This is a genomic window from Parapedobacter indicus (assembly GCF_900113765.1).
In the GTDB taxonomy this organism is placed as follows: Bacteria; Bacteroidota; Bacteroidia; order Sphingobacteriales; family Sphingobacteriaceae; genus Parapedobacter; species Parapedobacter indicus.
Genome location: NZ_FOQO01000004.1, coordinates 397799 through 417714 on the forward strand (window position 1 = coordinate 397799; position 19916 = coordinate 417714).

At 45.7% G+C, this 19916-nt stretch carries 19 protein-coding genes and 1 tRNA gene; 6 read left to right on the forward strand and 14 right to left on the reverse strand.

The window, feature by feature from the left end; translation table 11 throughout:
* Positions 1–139: 139 nt before the first annotated feature.
* A complete protein-coding gene (locus BMZ56_RS10910; RefSeq protein ID WP_090626607.1) occupies positions 140–1189 on the reverse strand; it encodes a FecR family protein in 1050 nt (349 codons plus the stop codon).
* A 70-nt stretch (positions 1190–1259) separates the two neighbouring features.
* A complete protein-coding gene (locus BMZ56_RS10915; RefSeq protein WP_177195121.1) occupies positions 1260–1841 on the reverse strand; it encodes an RNA polymerase sigma factor in 582 nt (193 codons plus the stop codon).
* Between the two features lie 155 nt (positions 1842–1996).
* Between BMZ56_RS10915 and mqnC the strand changes: the two genes are divergently transcribed.
* The 3 genes from mqnC (at position 1997) to BMZ56_RS10930 (ending at position 3982) form a co-directional block, all read left to right on the forward strand.
* Positions 1997–3121 (forward strand): cyclic dehypoxanthinyl futalosine synthase, encoded by a 1125-nt coding sequence (mqnC, locus tag BMZ56_RS10920; protein WP_090626609.1) that lies wholly within the window; start codon positions 1997–1999, stop codon positions 3119–3121.
* Positions 3122–3136: 15 nt separating this feature from the next.
* Positions 3137–3700: an SMC-Scp complex subunit ScpB gene (gene scpB / locus BMZ56_RS10925; protein ID WP_090626610.1), complete on the forward strand. Its 564-nt coding sequence runs from the start codon at positions 3137–3139 to the stop codon at positions 3698–3700.
* 84 nt (positions 3701–3784) lie between these two features.
* Complete coding sequence (locus BMZ56_RS10930) at positions 3785–3982, forward strand: hypothetical protein (protein WP_245893175.1); 198 nt, start codon at positions 3785–3787, stop codon at positions 3980–3982.
* 144 nt (positions 3983–4126) lie between these two features.
* Here BMZ56_RS10930 and BMZ56_RS10935 read toward each other — a convergent pair whose 3' ends face one another.
* The 9 genes from BMZ56_RS10935 to pckA all read right to left on the reverse strand — a co-directional run bounded on the left by BMZ56_RS10935 (position 4127) and on the right by pckA (position 12910).
* Entirely contained in the window at positions 4127–4462 is a 336-nt protein-coding gene (locus BMZ56_RS10935) for a helix-turn-helix domain-containing protein (protein WP_090626611.1), read from the reverse strand.
* A 76-nt stretch (positions 4463–4538) separates the two neighbouring features.
* Positions 4539–5897 (reverse strand): UDP-N-acetylmuramate--L-alanine ligase, encoded by a 1359-nt coding sequence (locus tag BMZ56_RS10940; protein ID WP_090626612.1) that lies wholly within the window; start codon positions 5895–5897, stop codon positions 4539–4541.
* A gap of 8 nt (positions 5898–5905) precedes the next feature.
* Complete coding sequence (gene prmA / locus BMZ56_RS10945; protein ID WP_090626613.1) at positions 5906–6742, reverse strand: 50S ribosomal protein L11 methyltransferase; 837 nt, start codon at positions 6740–6742, stop codon at positions 5906–5908.
* Positions 6743–6761: 19 nt separating this feature from the next.
* On the reverse strand, positions 6762–7526 hold the full coding sequence (gene tpiA / locus BMZ56_RS10950) for a triose-phosphate isomerase (RefSeq protein WP_090626614.1): 765 nt from the start codon (positions 7524–7526) through the stop codon (positions 6762–6764).
* A 26-nt stretch (positions 7527–7552) separates the two neighbouring features.
* Positions 7553–8755 (reverse strand): putative sugar nucleotidyl transferase, encoded by a 1203-nt coding sequence (locus BMZ56_RS10955; RefSeq protein WP_090626615.1) that lies wholly within the window; start codon positions 8753–8755, stop codon positions 7553–7555.
* A 77-nt stretch (positions 8756–8832) separates the two neighbouring features.
* Positions 8833–9081, reverse strand: a complete 249-nt coding sequence (locus BMZ56_RS10960) for a type B 50S ribosomal protein L31 (protein WP_090626616.1) — start codon at positions 9079–9081, stop codon at positions 8833–8835.
* Between the two features lie 104 nt (positions 9082–9185).
* Complete coding sequence (locus BMZ56_RS10965; protein WP_177195122.1) at positions 9186–9830, reverse strand: carbohydrate-binding family 9-like protein; 645 nt, start codon at positions 9828–9830, stop codon at positions 9186–9188.
* Positions 9831–9970: 140 nt separating this feature from the next.
* Positions 9971–11107, reverse strand: coding sequence for a phosphotransferase enzyme family protein (locus BMZ56_RS10970; protein WP_090626618.1), 1137 nt, complete (start codon positions 11105–11107; stop codon positions 9971–9973).
* Between the two features lie 186 nt (positions 11108–11293).
* Positions 11294–12910 (reverse strand): phosphoenolpyruvate carboxykinase (ATP), encoded by a 1617-nt coding sequence (gene pckA / locus BMZ56_RS10975; RefSeq protein WP_090626619.1) that lies wholly within the window; start codon positions 12908–12910, stop codon positions 11294–11296.
* Between the two features lie 232 nt (positions 12911–13142).
* On the opposite strand from pckA, the gene BMZ56_RS10980 reads away from it, so the two are divergent.
* Positions 13143–13985, forward strand: coding sequence for an MBL fold metallo-hydrolase (locus tag BMZ56_RS10980; RefSeq protein WP_090626620.1), 843 nt, complete (start codon positions 13143–13145; stop codon positions 13983–13985).
* A 57-nt stretch (positions 13986–14042) separates the two neighbouring features.
* Here the strand turns inward: BMZ56_RS10980 and BMZ56_RS10985 are convergent, their stop codons facing one another.
* The 3 genes from BMZ56_RS10985 to BMZ56_RS10995 form a co-directional block, all read right to left on the reverse strand.
* Positions 14043–16313 carry an aconitate hydratase gene (locus BMZ56_RS10985; RefSeq protein ID WP_090626621.1) on the reverse strand — a complete coding sequence of 757 codons (2271 nt, stop codon included), beginning with the start codon at positions 16311–16313 and terminating at the stop codon, positions 14043–14045.
* 164 nt (positions 16314–16477) lie between these two features.
* On the reverse strand, positions 16478–17158 hold the full coding sequence (gene rpe, locus BMZ56_RS10990; RefSeq protein ID WP_090626622.1) for a ribulose-phosphate 3-epimerase: 681 nt from the start codon (positions 17156–17158) through the stop codon (positions 16478–16480).
* Positions 17159–17221: 63 nt separating this feature from the next.
* Positions 17222–17434, reverse strand: a complete 213-nt coding sequence (locus BMZ56_RS10995; protein ID WP_090626623.1) for a hypothetical protein — start codon at positions 17432–17434, stop codon at positions 17222–17224.
* A 157-nt stretch (positions 17435–17591) separates the two neighbouring features.
* Here BMZ56_RS10995 and BMZ56_RS11000 point away from each other — a divergent pair, with 157 nt between their 5' ends.
* Positions 17592–19733: an HD family phosphohydrolase gene (locus BMZ56_RS11000; RefSeq protein ID WP_090626663.1), complete on the forward strand. Its 2142-nt coding sequence runs from the start codon at positions 17592–17594 to the stop codon at positions 19731–19733.
* A gap of 79 nt (positions 19734–19812) precedes the next feature.
* A tRNA-Ser gene (locus BMZ56_RS11005) sits at positions 19813–19902 on the forward strand.
* Positions 19903–19916: the final 14 nt, after the last annotated feature.

Consider the following 19916-nt stretch of genomic DNA (forward strand, 5'->3'; position numbering starts at 1 on the left):
TGGAGTATGGAAACAGTTTTATTTAAATATATTGGTTGGCAACGCCTGCCCGTTGCCTAGCATTTGGGTTAAGTTTTGTTATCTTTCATCATTTTGTGCATGAGTGTGTTTGGTTATATAACTGTGTTTTCTGTGATCATTATTTATCCTTCAGGAAAATCGTCGTGCCGATTACCTCATACCGGGTGTCGGTAACCATACAGATGATATCCAGCTGTTTAAATAATCCGATACCGCTGATATCCCCTGTGAACGTAATATGTGATAATCCATTATCTGCCACCACATCCAATGCATACAGTTCACTGAGTGTTTCAGCCAATGCCGTCATGGGGATGTCGTGGAATGGTCCGCGACATATTGCATCCCCCCGTTCGCTAACCGGCAGTGGGTTCTCCGTTACCGTTTCCTTCAGGCTTTTGGGCATCAATACCGCTTTTTGGTTTGTCGTAACCGATGCTTTTGGCGGAGTGGACAAAATCCGTTCCACGATATTACGACTTCCTGCATTGTAGAATACATCCACCTTGCCCGAATAAACAATGACTTCACCCTTGGCATTGCCCTTGGGGGCCATTATCTTAAATTTCGTTCCCAGTACCTTAGTGATCATTCCCTCATGAAAAACCCAAAAAGGGTTACTTTTGTTCGCCACTACCGAAAAAAAAGCATTCCCCACTAAACGGACTTCCCGACGACCTTCGGTAAAGCGCTTTGGGTATTCGAGCGAGGCCTCCGGGTATAACTCAACCAGTGATTCGTCAGACAGGATAATATTCATACGGTGTTCGGTGTCGTTCTTTACCAATACGATGTTGCTATCGACCTTCGCAGTTCCTGAAGTAAACGTAGGTACTACGGGATAGCAAACCAGACGAAGATAGGCGGCTGTACCACCCACAATTAGCAAAATGGCGGCAGCGGCGATTGCCAACCCATATCGGATGCGCCGGTACGGCGTCATCGACCTTACATTTTCATTGGCTGCAGCTTGGGCATCATTTACCTGGTCGTGAATTTTTTTCCACAGCGCATCTTCAATGGTATGTAAATTCGAGGGATTAATTCCGAATTGCTCGTTTCCATCATCAAGCAGGCGATACCAATGATCCACCAACTGCTCCTCCGCTGGTGAGCACCGGCCGTCTAAATAGCGTTGCAATAACTGATGAAAACTTTTTCTACCCATTTTGCTGTGGTGTTTGTTATCCGCCAGTATTAGGTAGTCTATTGAAGCGGGGCAATCCCTAATTTTTTTTTTAGAAAAATGCGGGAAGTAGCAATGCCACAGTGAGGAAGTCTTTCAAAACAAGGCGCAGCGTCTTCAGTGACTGGGTGATATGATATTCTACCGCCTTTTCAGACAAGTTCAGTTTTTTTGCGATCTCTTTCACTGAGTAGTATTCCGCACGACTTAACGTATAGATAATTTTGGTTTTGGGCGGCATCATGGCTACACCCTTGTCAATAGCCTCATTAAGTTCTTTGATGCGGACGGACACTTCTACAGGATTTTGGCCATCGTATTGATCGCGGAGAACATGCAACGAGTAAGCCTCCTCATGGGGTTGTGCCTTCAGGTACGTGATAAACCGGAAGCGTACTGCAGCAAATAGGTAGGTTCCAATATTACGGATCTCGACGGATTTTCGTTTTTCCCACAGGGATACAAATACACTTTGTGTAATATCCTCGGCCAGGTTAGTATCTCCAGACCGACGTAACACCTGCGCATAACAACGTTGCCAATATCGTTTATACAGCTCCTCAAACGCAGCTTGGTCATCATTGCCTAAGCGAATCAGCAATTCCGAATCTGTGTCGACCGTAGGTTTGTTCAACAAGATAATTTAGCTCCTTGGTTGACACAAACTTATCAATTTGATTACACTTATGCAAGAATTCCAATTATTAATTCACGTAGCCCCGTATTTTTCCTTCACGCGGAATAAAAAGGAGTGAATTGGTTTGTTAAAAACTGCGTATCTTTGCGATCATGAACGTTGACAAATTGCTTGGACGTGCATTGGATTTCGAATTTCTTTCGATTGAAGAAGGAATTCATCTGTATAAGCATGCGCCAATTGCAGATCTAGGTTATGTGGCTAATGAATTGCGTAAAATACAGGTGCCACACGGCAAAGTTACCTGGCAGATTGATCGCAATGTCAACACAACCAATGTCTGCATCGCTAACTGTAAGTTCTGTAATTTTTTTCGCCGGCCGGGGCATGAAGAAAGTTATATCACAGATATCGAAACTTACAAGCGAAAAATCGAGGAAACTTTCCGATACGGTGGGGATCAGTTATTGTTACAGGGTGGGCACCATCCGGACCTAGGCTTGGCATTTTATACCGATCTTTTTAAGAAGCTAAAACACCTATATCCCACATTGCGGTTACATTCGCTTGGTCCCCCCGAGGTAGCGCATATTGCCAAGCTGGAGCAGATGTCTCATATCGATGTGTTGCGCGCACTGAAAGACGCGGGGTTGGACTCATTACCGGGCGCGGGTGCGGAAATATTGAACGACCGTGTGCGAAGGTTGATATCAAAAGGTAAATGTGGTGGCAAAGAGTGGCTCGATGTGATGCGAGCCGCGCACCAGATTAATTTACCTACTTCGGCTACGATGATGTTCGGCCATATCGAAACCCTGGAAGAACGATTTGAACACCTCACTTGGATCCGGCAGGTACAGGAAGAGCGACCAGCGGATGCCTACGGATTTATTGCATTTATTCCTTGGCCTTTTCAAGACGACGGTACCCTCCTCAGACGACTCCGTGGAATTACCAACAATGTGACAGGCGATGAATACCTCCGCATGATTGCATTAAGCCGCATCATGTTACCTAACATTAAAAACATTCAAGCTTCTTGGCTTACGGTAGGAAAACAGGTGGCACAACTTTGCCTGCACGCCGGGGCGAATGATTTCGGATCGATCATGATCGAAGAGAATGTCGTATCGGCTGCTGGAGCTCCACACCGCTTTACCTCCAAGTCCATCCAGGAGGCCATCCGTGAAGCGGGGTTCCAACCTCAGCTCCGCACGCAGAAATACGAATTCAGGGACATACCGAATACCATGGTCGAGCAGGTTATTGACTATTAACAAATAGAAACCAACTTGGAAAATGTAGTTCAACAGGTAGAAGCCCTGATATACGCTTCGGAGTATGGAATCGGCGTATCCGAAATTCGGCAGGTGCTTGAAGCAATCGCGGGTGTCCCTGTCGACGAAGGGGCAATCCTTGAAGCACTGGAAGACATCAGGAACCGCTACCTGAGCGATAGCCATGTGATGGAACTGAAATCGATTAATAACGGCTATCAGTTTCTGACAAAACCGCTCTATTACAGTGCGGTTAATCAACTGCAGGCTCATCGATCGAAGAAGAAACTCAGCCAAGCAGCATTGGAGACGCTAGCCATCATCGCCTACCGGCAACCGATCACTAAACTTGAGATCGAGCAGATCCGCGGAGTCAATTGTGACTATTCCGTGCAACGCCTGCTCGAAAAAGAGCTCATCAAAATCGTTGGCAAGGCTGACACGTTAGGCAAACCCATCCTATACGGAACCAGCGACTTGTTCATGGACCATTTCGGAATCGCCAGCACGGCAGACCTGCCGAAGCTCAAAGAGATCGTGCAGAAAGAGGACAACACGATCGGAGAAATCAGTGAGTAACGACTCAATATATTTTTTTTAAAAAAAGTGTTTTGATATCAAAAACTTGTTATTTTTATCCTATCAAAAACAATATGCTTTTTAATGATTATGAAAACGCCAATGATGCATGACAATGAGTTAGCGATTCTGGAGGATGACGTTTTGGTCTCTTTTGACAATGGTCCCGATGATGAGGATGACGATTCGGATGACCTTTTCGAGGACGGGGACAATTTCGAATTAGATGAATTGGACTCGCTGGATGAATTTGATGATTTCGATGACGAGGATGATTTTTGACAAAAAGTTTCGCATTTGAACAAAAACCATACCTGGCAAGAACATAGGATGCTCACGTATCCTTACTGTACTGTGCACTGATTTCCACACACATCTACTACGTCTATGATCAGACCTTGGTAGATGTGTGTGTTCTATTGAAGATTACTCCCCCTTTTTATGTAGCTGCTCGTAAAGTTCGATCACTTTCTTCTGAAGTTCGATCACTTCAGCGTCACGTTCCTGGAGCTTCTTATTCGCAGTCGTCAGTTCTGAAATAAATTTTTTCTCCTCTTCGGAGTCATTGGTGGCCAGCAATTGAACAACTGTCAAGCCAAATAAGCGGGATATTTGGTCCAATCGGGATAAATTGACATCGGTTATGCCAGTTTCGATTTTGGAAAAAGCCGGTATGGATATATCCAACCGCTTGGCCACATCTTCCTGGCTCCACCCCTTTTGATGTCGTAAGAGTCTGATTTTTTTTCCTAATGCATTCATTGGTAAGATGATATATGAAATCTAAGTAGTTGTCATAATACGATATTCTTCTGGCAAACTAATATAATTAAAGTTTTTACTTATATAAGAACTTATCGGCAAAATTAACAAGATTTATACCGCCATAATTCCCTGAACTCATAAGCAAGAGGTTTCTGCCAGTTGGATTCATTGCAAGAAGATATTGCTTCATGCTTTCCACGTTACTGAAATAAACCAGGTTGGGCTGATTGAACGTATGTTTAAGCATATCCTCCGAAATGGATTCGGCGTTGCGTTGTTTAAGTGCTTCCTGGTTGATAAATACTGCTGGATATTCAGCATCATGCATCGTGTCCCTGTATTCTTTCAAATATGCTTCATTAAGGCTACTATACGTATGCAATTCTACAATGGCTACCAGCGCTTTATCCGGAAATTGCTCTTTAAGTGCATGAATGCTAGCCTTCAGTTTGGCGGGCGTATGCGCGAAATCCTGATAAACAACACTATCGTTGTTGCTCGCCACATATTCCAGTCGGCGGGAAGCACCTTTAAATTGCTTAATAGCCGCATAAAAAGCATCGCGTTCTACCCCCAACCATTCGCATACAGTAAAAGCAGCCGCAATGTTAGATAAATTATGCCTACCGAAAACCTGCAAAGGAACATCGCCGCCATGCGTATGCATATAGGTAATCCCTTTATTGATGGTGTACTCAGGCGTACGATAGCCATGTTTATTAATCTTAGATCGGTCTTCAAGCACCAATTCCCGGAGCGTCTGGTCCTCCTTATTATAAACCAGGGTACCCTTTGGTTCGATGGTTTTAATAAATAAACGGAACTGATTCACGTAATTTTCAAATGTCGGAAATACGTTAACATGATCCCAGGCAATACCGCTGATGAGGGCAATATGCGGCTTATACAAGTGAAATTTCGGGCGTTGATCAATGGGAGAAGCCAAGTATTCGTCGCCTTCGATAATCATAAGTGGGGCATCCTTTGTAAGCTTTACCATGTGGTCAAACTCATCAAGCTTTGCCCCCACTAAATAGTCGAAATCACGTCCGATGGATCTGAGTACGTGCATAACCATGCTGGTGATGGTGGTTTTTCCATGGCTTCCACCGATGACCACCCGCGTTTTTTCCTTGGTCTGCTCGTAGATAAACTCTGGATAAGAGCAGATGCGGAGTCCGAGCTCCTGCGCTTTCACCAGCTCGGGATTGTCTGCCTTTGCATGCATGCCGAGCACAACCGCATCGATATCAGCTGTGATACGCTCGGGGTCCCAACCAGGTGCTGGCAGCAGGTTTTCCCTGACAAGGTTAGTCCGTGATGGTTCGTAGATATGATCGTCCGAACCACTGACTATATACCCCTTTTTAGCCAATGCGATCGCAAGGTTATGCATAATGCTTCCACCGATGGCGATAAAGTGTACGCGCATAGTTATTTTTATTTTCTAAAACACGCCGCCGCCCATCCACCTAGCGTCCGATGGCTGACGTATTTTAATGCATAGTCGGCTCCGGCAGCCTTAAGTGTCTCCAAGTCGACACCATCGTAAAAGCCGCTTATATACAGTTTGCCGCCTTCCCGCAGGGATTGCGCGTAACGATTCAACTGATCCAGTAACACATTACGGTTTATATTGGCTAGGATCACGTCAAACCGGTCGCTCGGAAGTAGGTCTGCAGTTCCGCATTTGGCTACAATATGCGGTGTATGATTCAACGTCTTATTTTCCACGACACTATCGATACATACAGGATCATTGTCAATGGCCCACACACGCGAAGCGCCCATTTTCGCGGCCAATATCGCCAATATGCCGGTACCACATCCCATATCCAAAACATCCTTTCCGTCGAATGACTCTTCTAGCATGTAACACATAACCAACGAAGTGGTTTGGTGGTGACCTGTACCAAATGCCATTTTGGGATCAATAACGATCTCATATGGATAAGTAGGTATGGAAGGATGAAACGTAGCCCGCACATAACATTGATCGGCTACAATCACTGGCTCAAAGTTACTTTCCCACACCGCGTTCCAATTTTGAGGAAGAATTTCCCGTACGGTGTACGTTACTTCGAACCCAAGGGGCTGATGGATAAGCAACGATTCCAATCCCTGCAAATCTAACTGCTCGGAAGCGATGTATGCAGCGAAACCATCTTCATGTGATTCAAACGTTTCGAATCCCATACCCGCTAAGTCTTGCATCAGTACATCCCGATGCCAGGCTTCACCACCCTTGCAGATAAGCCTCACTTCACTGTATTTCATGGGCACGGCAATCTAGCGGTTAGTTGAAGACTTTCACAATATCCACAAAATCACGCGATTTCAGCGATGCTCCACCGATAAGACCACCGTCAATATCCGGCTGTGAAAAAAGATCAGGTGCATTTTTGGGGTTGCAACTTCCGCCATATAAAATCGTTGTACCGTCGGCAAGGTCCTGATTATATTGCTCTGCCAATGTGTTACGGATGAACGCATGTACTTCCTGTGCCTGCTCAGGGGAAGCGGTCAGTCCCGTACCGATTGCCCAAACGGGTTCATAAGCCAACACCACATTCTCGAAAGCTTCGTTGGAAAGATGAAAAATACCTTTTTTCAATTGCTCGTTGATCACCTCGAAATATCGGCCAGATTCCCTTTCCTCTCGTGTTTCGCCGATACAGAAAATAGGAATCAATCCATGTTTCAAAGCGGCGTCGACCTTTTTGCTGAGAACGTAGTCGTCTTCGCCGAAATAGGCGCGACGCTCGGAATGTCCAAGGATCACGTGGGTTGCTCCGGTAGACTTCACCTGTGCGGCCGAAATCTCGCCTGTATATGCACCCGCCTCTTCGAAGTAGATGTTTTGTGCGCCAACAGCCACTCCGGGTGTTCCCTTTGCCAATTGCGCAATGGAATGCAGGTGGATGAAAGGGCTGCAAATGACCACTTGCTGATGACCGATTACTTCGTCCTTAACCATGTTTACAATTTCGGAAAAAAGACTCACCCCTTGTTGATGATCGAGGTTCATTTTCCAATTTCCAGCTACGATTTTGTTTCGCATGACGTTGATATTCTATATAAAAATAATTAACTAATATATACTTGATTCCGGTGTTTCCTTGTCAATTCGAAAACAGCGGTCAACAGTTTCCTTTCCGTTTCATTAAATTCGAGGTTACGCCGTTCGTATACCAAGGATGCAGTTTCAAAGAATTTGTCCAACCGGTAGGTAGAAAAACCATCGGGGCCGGCCCACGAAAAATCAGGGACGTACGTCGGCGGCATTCCTGCGCCGAAAACATTGGCTCCCACTCCTACCACCGTACCTGTATTAAATGTAGTATTAACCGCACAACGCACATGATCGGCCATGATTGCGCCGCAGAACTGCAAACCCGAATCGCGATACCCCGAATTCCGGTAGTCGTATAAACGTATGGACTTATAATTGTTCTTCAAATTGGAATTGTTGGTATCCGCCCCCCAATTGCACCATTCACCCATAACGGCACTGCCAAGATAACCATCGTGTCCTTTGGCCGACCTTCCCCATATAACACAGGTATTCAGCTCACCGCCTACCCGTGAATAAGGACCTACGGTCACGTTGCTGTATATCTTTGCTCCCATTTTTACTTGCGAATGGTCGCCCAGTGCAAATGCCCCACGGATATGGCTACCTTCCCACACTTCGCTGTTTTTGCCGAGATAAATGGGACCTTTCGTGCTGTTGAACGTAGCAAATTCGGCTTGAGCTCCTTCCTCAGCAAAAATCTGCTCGCCGAGAAAGCGGTTGCTGGATGAAAGCGATGCGGAAGACCGCCCCCTGGTAAGCAGGTCGAAGTCCACACCAATTTGTTGGCCATTGTTGAGAAACAAGTCTTCGGGATGGTTAATCATTACCACGCTGTGTTCGTAGGCTACCGGCGAATATTTTTGAACGACCGATGGGTGCCAGGGAAACAAGGATTCAGCCTCCCCCCGAAACGCAATAAATTCAGCTCCTGACATCAACATCTGCCCTACCTGTAAAGCCATGATGGCATCGAACAGTCGGCTGTTTGGGCAACAGTTACCACGGATAACCCATACGTCGCCGGATAGGTCACCCAGCGGATATTTTTCCGCCAAATAATCCTCCGTTAGAAACGAATAGGAAGCATCCAGCCATTTTCCCCATTTTTCGGCAATCGTTAATATCCCGACACGCAAATCGGACACCGGACGTGTCAACGATAAAGGATAGAGTCCCATCCGCCAATCCGCTTTATCGAACAGAACGATATGCATAGGTTTCCATTTAGAACGGCTAAAATAAAAAAGTCCCGATAAAATATCGGGACTAATATTTTTTATCTGCGTAAACCCTACTTCTTGCTATAGCGGTTACGGAATTTATCGATACGGCCTGCGGTGTCAACCAATTTCATCTTACCGGTATAATACGGATGGGAAGTATGCGAAATTTCGAGCTTCACCAAAGGGTATTCGTTTCCATCTTCCCATTGGATAGTTTCTTTACTGTCAATGCATGATTGGGTTATGAACGCATAATCATTTGACATATCCTTGAAAACCACTAACCTGTAATTTGATGGATGCAAATCTTTCTTCATTTTATTTATGTATTACTATTACCCTGATTAAGGGTGCAAAGATAGACTATTTGAAATTAATTCACAACATTATTTTCCAATCGATTACCGTTCTCTCCCTGCCATCATTGAAAGACGAGCTCACCAAAAAACTGCGGCAAGTGGAAATTCGGTATCGGGTGATCGATCCGGTTCCACGCCAAAAAGTGCGGGATGGGCAAGTCATCTCCACATTTATAAAAATTACCCGTGCAACGCATACCGGCAAACGATGTAACAAGGTGAGCATCAAACACAGTAAACGGAATGTTTAACAGCAATTCCCATTCCGTTTCCGCCGTTGCATCTTCTTTTGGAGAGGCGCTGCGGACGGTCTTTACTGTTTCGATCAGGTCATTGGGCAGTCGTCTCCGCTTTTCCTTAATGGCGCTCCCGTAACCAATCAATCCAATACCGGCACAGTTAAACTCGAGATTGTAGTAATGCGCGGTGTCAAAAGACAGAAAAAACTCGACACAGCTGTCTTTGTAAACCGGATCGTTTGTGTTCCGATAAACAGCCTTGACGTGTTTTTCCTGAACCACGTAGCTTAACAACAAGCAATCTTCAGTATGGGCCAACTTAAACCGCACATTGGGTTTATAAGGAAATGCAGGCCACGACACTTCTTCCAGGTCATTATCCGCCACCACCGCCATTGCCGACAATAGCTCGGTAGGTGACGAATGATGATTTACCCGACCCAAATAGGGAACGACTAAACTTTTCATTAGAAAATAAATTGTTCTTGAATGGTCTAATGGAACCCGCATTTTCATTGGCACCATTTGGTTCGGCGGTAATGAAGCTTGCGATTCCGCAGGTTTCATCGCCTTTTGCGTTAGGCGCTGACATGGCAGGTTTCATTTTATTAATTTATCTTTTGATACCGATTTACCACGCGATCAATAATTCCCTTCAATTCGGCTTCATGGACTTCAAGCTGTTCCACCAGCCTAAGCTGAGCGCGGGTACGCTGGAGGTTATGATCCACATGATGAACTTTATAATAGTGGTCTCCCTCCAGGAAATCGGTAAGGAACCGGACAGCCTGCATATAGGGCAACAGCAGTACCCCTTCAATGAGCGAACCCACTTCTTCCGGTGTCAAAAAGTGATGTGCCTCTTCAAAATATCCAGAAGCATAGGCTTCAAACAGCGGCATATTGAGGGTAATCTTGTCCAGGTCAGCCTCATCTTCGGCAGCACGATTTATAATCGTGCGGATTGCATCACCGAAATCATAAGCGACGTATCCGGGCATCACCGTATCCAGGTCGATTACACACTGGGCCTTGTCTTGCATATCCAGCAACACGTTGTTAAACTTGGTATCGTTGTGGGTAATACGGACCGGCAACAAGCCGTCTGCTGCCAAATCCAATATGGTATGCATGCGCCTCTGCCGGCGTTTGATAGCGTCCAATTCAGCGGACACGAGCGAAACCCGGCCTACCATATCCGACGCAATTGCCTGATTAAGTTTGTCCAAACGCTTTCCAATGTGATGGAAATCCGGCAGCACCTCATGGATACGACTGACATCAAGATCTGACAGTAATCGCTGAAAGTGTCCAAACGCCAATCCACCTTCGCGCGCTTGCTGAGGCGTTTCTACAATATCATAACTTTGTGTATTGGCGAGCAGGACCAGCATCCGCCAGAAATTCCCGGTTTCATCCACCAGGTAGGGAGTGCTTTCCCCTGTTGGCACCAAGGTAAGCACCTTTTTCTCAACATGCATCCCCTGATCTCCTGCCTCCTTGTATTTTTCCTTCAAATGGTGGATCACCAGCTGCATATTCTCCATCACCGCCGGTACATTTTTGAAGACATGATGGTTTATCCGCTGGAGAAGATAGCCATCCACTTTATCCCCGTTGGTCAGCACACGATACGTGTCATTGATATGTCCGGATCCAAACGGCGAAATATCCGTGACACTGCCATCAATATCAAATCGGTTTGCTAATACGGATACCTGTTCTAAATTAAAATTGCGCATCATGTAAAAAGGAACTATCGTCTTTTGCCTGAAAAACAGTCCGCAATATGCACATTCGAAAGGTAATAACCATGCCTTTTCGACACACAATCGTTTGCGTTATTTTAAAAGAAGGGAACACGACATCGCAAAAAAAAGCCCCCAACAGTCTTTAGACTATGGGGGCCAACTTGCACGATTATTAAACAATTAAATCAGGAAAGCAGATTCCGATACAACCGGCGATGCGGCCAGTACCTCGTCACTTACTTCATTGACGAATTTCTCAAAATTCTGTCTGAAAAGTCTTGCCAGTTGATTCGCCTGTGCGTAATATGCTTGTTCATCCGGCCATAATTGTACGGGATCAAGGACAGCAGCGGGTACATCGGGACAACTCAATGGATACCGGAGCCCAAAGATCGGATGCGTCCGGAACGTAGATTCCTTGAGCACTCCGGTCAGCGCCGCTTGGATGATGGCACGGGTATAGCGCAATTTAATCCGGCGGCCGATTCCGTAAGGTCCGGCAATCCATCCGGTATTAATCAACCAAACGTCGATCGCCCCGGTCGCGAGCCTTTCCTTTAAAAGTTCGGCATAATACGAAGGGTGCAGCGGCAGAAAGGCTTCGCCGAAACATGCGGAGAAAACAGCCTTCGGCTCCGAAATTCCTACTTCGGTACCCGCCACTTTAGCGGTATAGCCAGACATAAAGTGATACATTGCCTGTGCCGTAGAAAGAAGTGAAACCGGAGGGATCACGCCAAAAGCATCGGCCGTCAGGAAAAATATATTTTTCGGTGCACCATCTTTTCCAGAAACCACGCCGCCGGGCACATGATGGATCGGATACGCCACCCGGGTATTTTCCGTTTTTGAAACATCATCGTAATTCGGCATGCGCGTACCCGGGAAAAAACAGATGTTCTCGAGCAGCGCACCAAAACGGATCGCACGGAAAATCTCAGGCTCTTTGCTTTCGTCAAGTCCGACACATTTGGCATAACATCCGCCTTCAAAGTTGAAAATACCTTTGCTATCCCAGCCATGTTCATCATCTCCGATAAGCATCCGGTCTTTATCAGCCGAAAGTGTGGTTTTACCCGTGCCAGATAGCCCAAAGAAAAGTGCGGTATTTCCATGGATATCGGTATTCGCCGAGCAATGCATGGATAACACGCGCTTATGAAGTGGCAATAGGTAGTTTAAAACAGAAAAAATGGCCTTTTTGATTTCCCCTGTATAGCCAGTTCCTCCAATAAGAATTACTTTCTGTTTAAAACTGATGACAACGAAATTGGATTGACGTAACCCAAACTCCTCGGGCCGTGTACAGGTGTATCCCGGTGCTGCCAAGATAGACCATTCCGGACGTACCGCTGAGTCGGGTGCTGTGGGCCGGATAAACAGATTATGCGCAAAAATATTCTGATAAGCAGTTTCGGTAACCGTTCGAATACCAATACCGTAGTTGCTATCTGCTCCTACTAAGCCATCGCGGACAAAAAGATCCCGGTCAGTAAAATACACTCCCATTTGCTTAAACAGGTACGCAAAAGATGTCTCTGAGAGGGGTTGATTAACGTTGCCCCACCACACCGTATCCTCCGTAACCTCGTCTTTTACAACATACCGATCAAAGGGCGACCGCCCCGTAAAATGCCCAGTATCAGCAACTAATGCACCCGCATCAGAAAGACTTCCTTCTCTGTTAACTATTGCATATTCAACCAATTCTGCAACACTTGCTTGATAGTGTACCTTATTTTCACCTTGGATAAAAAGGTAATTGAGGTCAGGAATCGTTGTTTTTGAAGCATTCATAGCATTTTATTTACATATTTTATAAAACAGGTGCCGCAAATGTAGGGATTAAAAACACATAAAATGAATACAAAATTACTGAAAATCAATCAATTGTAAATATTACACTAAGTCAATCAATTGTATCACAGAACCATTTATCGTTTTAGCCGGATTATAAAAAAAATTGCTTGTTTTGAACTTTAACCGCTTTTATTATCTTTAGCATTTACCAACAAACATTGTAACACGTATGAACTTATATAGTATCGATACCGGATTTTTCAAACTCGACGGCGGTGCCATGTTTGGTGTAGTTCCCAAATCCATCTGGCAACGGACCAATCCCGCCGATGAACGGAATATGTGCACCTGGGCTACCCGGCTCCTGTTGATCGAAGAGGATACGCGATTGATATTGGTAGACACGGGAATCGGCAATAAACAGGGAGATAAATTCTTTAGCCACTATTACCGGCACGGTGAGGCAACGCTAGACAGTTCACTGGCCACACATGGCTTTCATCGCGATGACATTACCGATGTTTTTCTTACCCATCTCCATTTTGATCATGTAGGCGGGGCCATTACCAGGGAAAATGGGCTTCTCGTTCCCGCTTTCAAAAATGCCACGTATTGGAGCAATAAGCAGCATTGGGATTGGGCATTGTTCCCCAATCACCGCGAAAAACCCTCGTTTCTACAGGAAAACATCATTCCGATCTACGACAGTGGCCAACTCCGCTTTGTAGAAGCCGAAGACGGAGTCAGCTTTTCAGCGAACATCAAAGTCCGCTTTGCCTATGGGCATACGGACGCCATGATGCTGCCGCAGATCAACTATAAAGGCAGAACGTTATTATACATGGCAGATCTGCTCCCGTCCGCCGGCCACATCCCGCTACCCTATGTGATGAGCTACGACGTGAGGCCGCTCACTACGATGGAAGAACGAAAAAACTACTGGCAGGAAGCCGTGGACCATGACTATGCATTATTCCTTGAACACGACCCGGTTAACGAATGCTGCACCATACAGCTCACAGACAAGGGGTATCGACTGAAAGATACATTTTCATTAGCTGAATGGCTGTAAATATAAAAGCCGCCACGGGCTTCCGCGGCGGCTTTGTTAGTTTAGTTAGTGTACCGATTATGCCGAGGCCTGGCCACGGCGGATGATATTCAACGCACCTCCGGCCCTGAACCAACCGATCTGCTGATCGTTGTAACTATGATTGGCTTCAAACCGTTCTTCTGAACCATCTGCGTGATGAAGCACCAGAGTAAGCGGCTTGCCGGGAGCAAACTCCGTTAGCCCGATGATATCAATGGTATCGTCTTCCAGAATTTTAGTGTAGTCGTCTTTGTTGACAAAGGTCAACGCCAACATCCCCTGTTTTTTCAGGTTGGTTTCATGGATACGAGCAAACGACTTCACCAATACCGCACGAACTCCTAAATGACGAGGCTCCATAGCCGCATGTTCACGCGAAGAACCTTCTCCGTAATTTTCATCCCCTACCACAATGGACCCGATCCCAGCTGCCTTGTAATCACGTTGGGTAGCTGGTACCGGACCGTATTCGTTGGTCAACTGATTTTTTACGGAATCCGTTTTGTCATTAAAAAAGTTGACCGCTCCAATTAACAAATTGTTAGAAATATTATCCAAATGACCTCGGTACTTCAGCCAGGGACCGGCCATTGAAATATGATCGGTCGTGCACTTACCTTTCGCTTTAATAAGCAGTTTCAACCCGTTGATATCTGTACCTTCCCATGCGGGGAACGGATCAAGCAGTTGCAGACGGTCTGAGGTGGGCGACACCGCCACGACTACACTGCTACCGTCCTGAGCCGGTGCCTGATAGCCTGCATCCTCCACATCAAAACCCTTTTGTGGTAACTCATCTCCGGAAGGTGGGTCCAGCCTTACGGATTCCCCTTTATCGTTTACCAAGGTATCGGTAATCGGATTGAAAGATAGATCGCCGGAAATAGCTATGGCCGCCACCAATTCCGGTGATGCCACAAACGCATACGTATTGGGGTTGCCATCCGCCCGTTTGGCAAAGTTCCGGTTGAACGAATGAACAATCGTGTTTTTTTCCGCTTTTTCTGCACCTACGCGAGCCCACATTCCAATACAGGGTCCGCATGCATTGGTAAAAATGGTTGCGTCTAAATCAGTAAACGTATCCAGCAGACCGTCCCGTTCTGCGGTGTAGCGTACCTGTTCGGAACCCGGATTGATGCCGAACTCCGCTTTGGTTACCAAACCTTTCTCAACGGCTTGTCTGGCTACTGATGCAGCACGTGATAAATCTTCATACGAAGAATTAGTACACGAACCAATTAACCCCCATTCCACTTTCAGGGGCCAGCCATTCTTCTCTGCCTCTTCCTTCATTTTGGAAACCGGAGTTGCCAAATCGGGTGTAAACGGACCATTCAAATGCGGTTCCAACTCGGAAAGATTAATTTCAATTACCTGATCAAAATACTGCTCCGGATTTGCGTATACTTCTGGATCGGCCGTTAGGTGTTCTTTAACCGCATTCGCTGCATCAGCCACGTCGGCACGGTTGGTTGCCCGCAGGTAACGCTCCATGGACTCATCGTAGCCAAACGTAGACGTGGTAGCGCCGATTTCGGCGCCCATGTTGCAGATCGTACCTTTTCCAGTGCAGGACATGGATTTCGCACCTTCGCCGAAATACTCGACGATGCAGCCCGTTCCACCTTTTACGGTAAGGATACCGGCTACTTTCAGGATAACGTCCTTAGGAGCTGTCCAACCGTTGAGTTTACCGGTCAATTTGACTCCTATCAATTTCGGGAACTTAAGCTCCCACGGAAGCCCCGCCATTACATCACATGCGTCCGCACCGCCGACACCGATGGCCAACATACCGAGTCCGCCGGCGTTCACAGTGTGTGAATCCGTTCCGATCATCATGCCACCGGGAAATGCATAATTTTCCAACACCACCTGGTGGATGATGCCCGCTCCGGGTTTCCAAAAGCCAATTCCATACTTATTGGATACGGAAGCCAAAAAATCGAAAACCTCCTTACTTTCAGTTGTCGCTACTGCCAGGTCCTTTTCTGCACCTTCCTTGGCGCGGATCAGGTGGTCGCAATGAACGGTAGAGGGAACCGCCACTCTGGGTCTTCCGGCCTGCATAAATTGCAAAAGCGCCATCTGCGCAGTTGCATCCTGCATCGCTACGCGATCGGGCGCAAAGTCCACATAAGATGCACCCCGTTCATAACGTTGGGTTGCATTGCCATCCCACAAATGGGTGTATAAAATCTTTTCTGTCAGTGTCAAAGGCCTGTCTACCGCTTTACGGGCTGCTGCTATGCGTTCGCCGTATTGTGCGTAGACCTTTTTAATCATGTCGATATCAAATGCCATTTATCAAAAGAATGTTATTGTATAATAAGGAGAAAACAACAAATGACAAGGTGTCGTTGTTTTTCAAAACTTCGCGAAGTTACAAAAAAATCAAGTTATAACGATGAATGCTAGTCTATCGGTTCAATTTGGAAATCTTCTAAACAACCATCAAGCCAACGCTATCAGGCAGAAATCAAATCGGGCGTAATCCGTTTCAATTCGGCAATGGTATGAATAGGATTTTTCGCTGCGAAAATGGAATTTCCGGCCACCAGTATATCCGCACCGGCTTTCAGTAATGCCAGTGCATTATGACTGTTTACGCCCCCATCTACCTCAATGAGCAACTGATCATTCCGGTCGGCAGCGAGATCTTTTAGCTCTCGTATTTTCCGGTAGGTGGTATCGATAAATTTCTGGCCACCAAAACCCGGATTGACGGACATAACGAGAACGAGATCCACGTCTTCAATAATTTCATGCAGGTGTGATACCGGCGTACTTGGATTAATTGCCACCCCTGCTGTACATCCCAATTCTTTGATGGCCTGTACCGTACGATTGAGGTGGGTGCAAGCTTCCAAATGTACCGTAATATTATCGGCACCAGCTTCCCTGAATTGCTTAATGTACTTATCGGGCTCGACAATCATCAAATGTACATCCAATGGCTTCCGCGCATAATGGGCAATGGATGCCATCACCGGAAATCCAAAAGAAATATTGGGTACAAACACCCCATCCATGATGTCAATGTGAAACCAATCCGCTTCGCTCTGGTTGACCATAACAATGTCGTCATGTAAATGAGCAAAATCCGCGGAAAGAATAGAAGGAGCAACAAAATGCTTGCGCTTGGACATGGTTCTTTTTCCGCAAAGATAACGAATTACTATCGATTCTTTGCCAAACAGAATTTATCAGTCCTACTTGTCAGCAAGAAAATCGAAACGGTCGCCCAATTCGGGTGAATGACTATCAGCTGGATCCATTTCATTGTGGTACAAGGCATCGTGATACAAACTACCACTGAGCAACCTGTTCAACCATTTCCGTACGAATGGATATTCAAATTCTGATTTATCCAGCGTAATTAAGTAGGCATTATCCGTAATTTCGATGTTTGATTTCGTCGTCATATTGCGAGCAATTTAATTTGCGGAAAAGTTACGCCTCAAATGATAAGTTACTATTAACATTGATTTATCATACTGTTAAAAACAATTGCCGAATCGCAGTTTTGCGGTTTCGAACAAAGTCGGCATTTTTTTTTACTTTTGGGATAAAATAGACGATGTGGCAAGATTAAAGATCAAATATAAGGCAACCGACGCCGGTGGGAGCTATTCATTTCTTCCCAAATATGGGATGATATTGGCCAGTATCATATTAATCACCGTATTTCTTCCCAAACAACCCCGATTTCGGTATGAATTTGAAAAAGGTAAAGTATGGATGCACGAGGACCTGATATCCCCTTACAATTTTGCCGTGCTAAAAACCCAAGCCGAACTTGATAAAGACCGCGAAAATGTACTGAAATCTGTTTATCCCATCTATGACAACCACACCCAGGTCAGTGAACAGCAACTCACTCAGTTCGAAACAGATCTGCCTGAAAAATGGCAAACCGGCGGTTTGGATACGCTGGAGGAAAATGCGGACAGCTATGAGCAGGTAGGCAAACAACTGCTTACCGACATCTATAAAAAGGGCGTGATTGCGCTGAACAACAAATTTCAGGGAGAGCAAACACATTACAATTTCACCTTGCTCACAGATAACGTGGCTAAACAGGTAAACACGGCAACGGTGTTTACACGCGAGTCGGCCCTTGAATTTATTAAAAAGGCCCTTTCCCGGCGATCAGCCATCAAGCAAAAAGACTGGTTGGCTGAAGTACTGGGCGACTACATCAGTGTAAATTACCTGTTCAACGAATCCCTGACAGCGCGGCTGGAAGAAGACGCATTGGCGAGTATTTCCACCACCCGGGGCATGGTGCAACGGGGCGAACTCATTGTGGCAAATGGAACTACTGTCAATAACGAGACGTATCAGAAAATCGAATCGCTGCGTAAGGCATACGAAGAAGAGGCTCGTATTGGTGGCAACCGGACGTTGGTCATGCTCGGGCAGTTTTTCATTGTCGCGCTGGTCGTCTCGCTCCTTTTCGTATTTATTTATCTTTTCCGCAAGGATATTTACTACAACAATCGGTTGATTTTCCTCATTCTGATTGTCATCACTGGCATGTTGTTGGTACTATCGTGGGCAATCAAAATCAATCTTCCAAGCCTCTATTACATCCCCTACTGCATTGTTCCAATTATTATACGGATTCTTTTCGACACGCGGCTGGCGCTTAACATTCATCTCTTGATGGTTTTATTGGCTGCTTTTTTTGTACCCAACAGTTTCGAATTTGCATTTCTGCAATTTTCAGCAGGTATGGTAGCTATATATAGTATCAAGACATTGGTTAAAAGGGAGCAGTTTCTGATCTCATCTGCCATTATCCTAGGCACCTATCTCGTAGCTTATATTGGCATGGGATTGATGCGAGACGGTTCTTTCAATAACCTTTACTGGTCCGATCTTGCTCCATTCATATTCAGCGTATTGCTCACGTTATTGGCTTACCCACTTATCTATGCATTTGAACGGCTGTTCGGTATCATTTCAGATGTGACCTTGATGGAGCTGACCAACAGCAATTCCAAATTGCTGCGAGAGCTCTCTTTCAAAGCTCCCGGAACTTTCCAGCATTCTATGCAAGTAGCCAATATTGCCGAAGCAGCAATATATAAAATTGGAGGCAATACCCTACTCGTAAGAGCAGGTGCCTTGTATCACGATATTGGAAAAATGGCAAATCCGCAGTATTTTATTGAGAATCAAACCAAAGGATATAACCCACACGATGGCCTATCCTTTGAACAGAGTGCCCAGATTATTATTTCACACGTGGCAAAAGGCGTCGAGCTGGCCAGAAAACACCAACTGCCAGATGTAATCATCGACTTCATACGCACACACCATGGCACCACCCGCGTCGACTATTTTTACCAATCCTACATTAAATCGTTTCCCGAAAAATTTGTGGACGAAGAGATATTCCATTATCCCGGCCCTATTCCGTTTTCACGGGAGACCGCTGTGCTGATGATGGCAGATTCGGTGGAAGCCGCGTCGCGAAGTTTAAAAGAACCCACCGCCCAAAGCCTCAACGATTTAGTGGATAAAATCATCGAATCCAAATTAAATCAAAAGCAACTGATCAATAGTAACATTACGTTAAAGGATATTACGCAGGTCAGCGAAATTTTCAAAGACATGTTGAAAAGCATCTATCATGTACGCATTGACTACGAAGCCAACAAGAAGAGCGCTGTAATTCAGAAATCAGACACGGAAGCCCCCCAACATACCAATTAACGTCTTTTTGAAAATTTGCTTTTTTTGCGATCTAGTTTTTCAAATTCGTTTTTTTGTAGTACGTTTGCAGGCGCAAAACGGTGAGGTGCCTGAGTGGCCGAAAGGAACAGTTTGCTAAACTGTCGTACTGGAAACGGTACCGAGGGTTCGAATCCCTCCCTCACCGCCAAAGATATTTGCAGC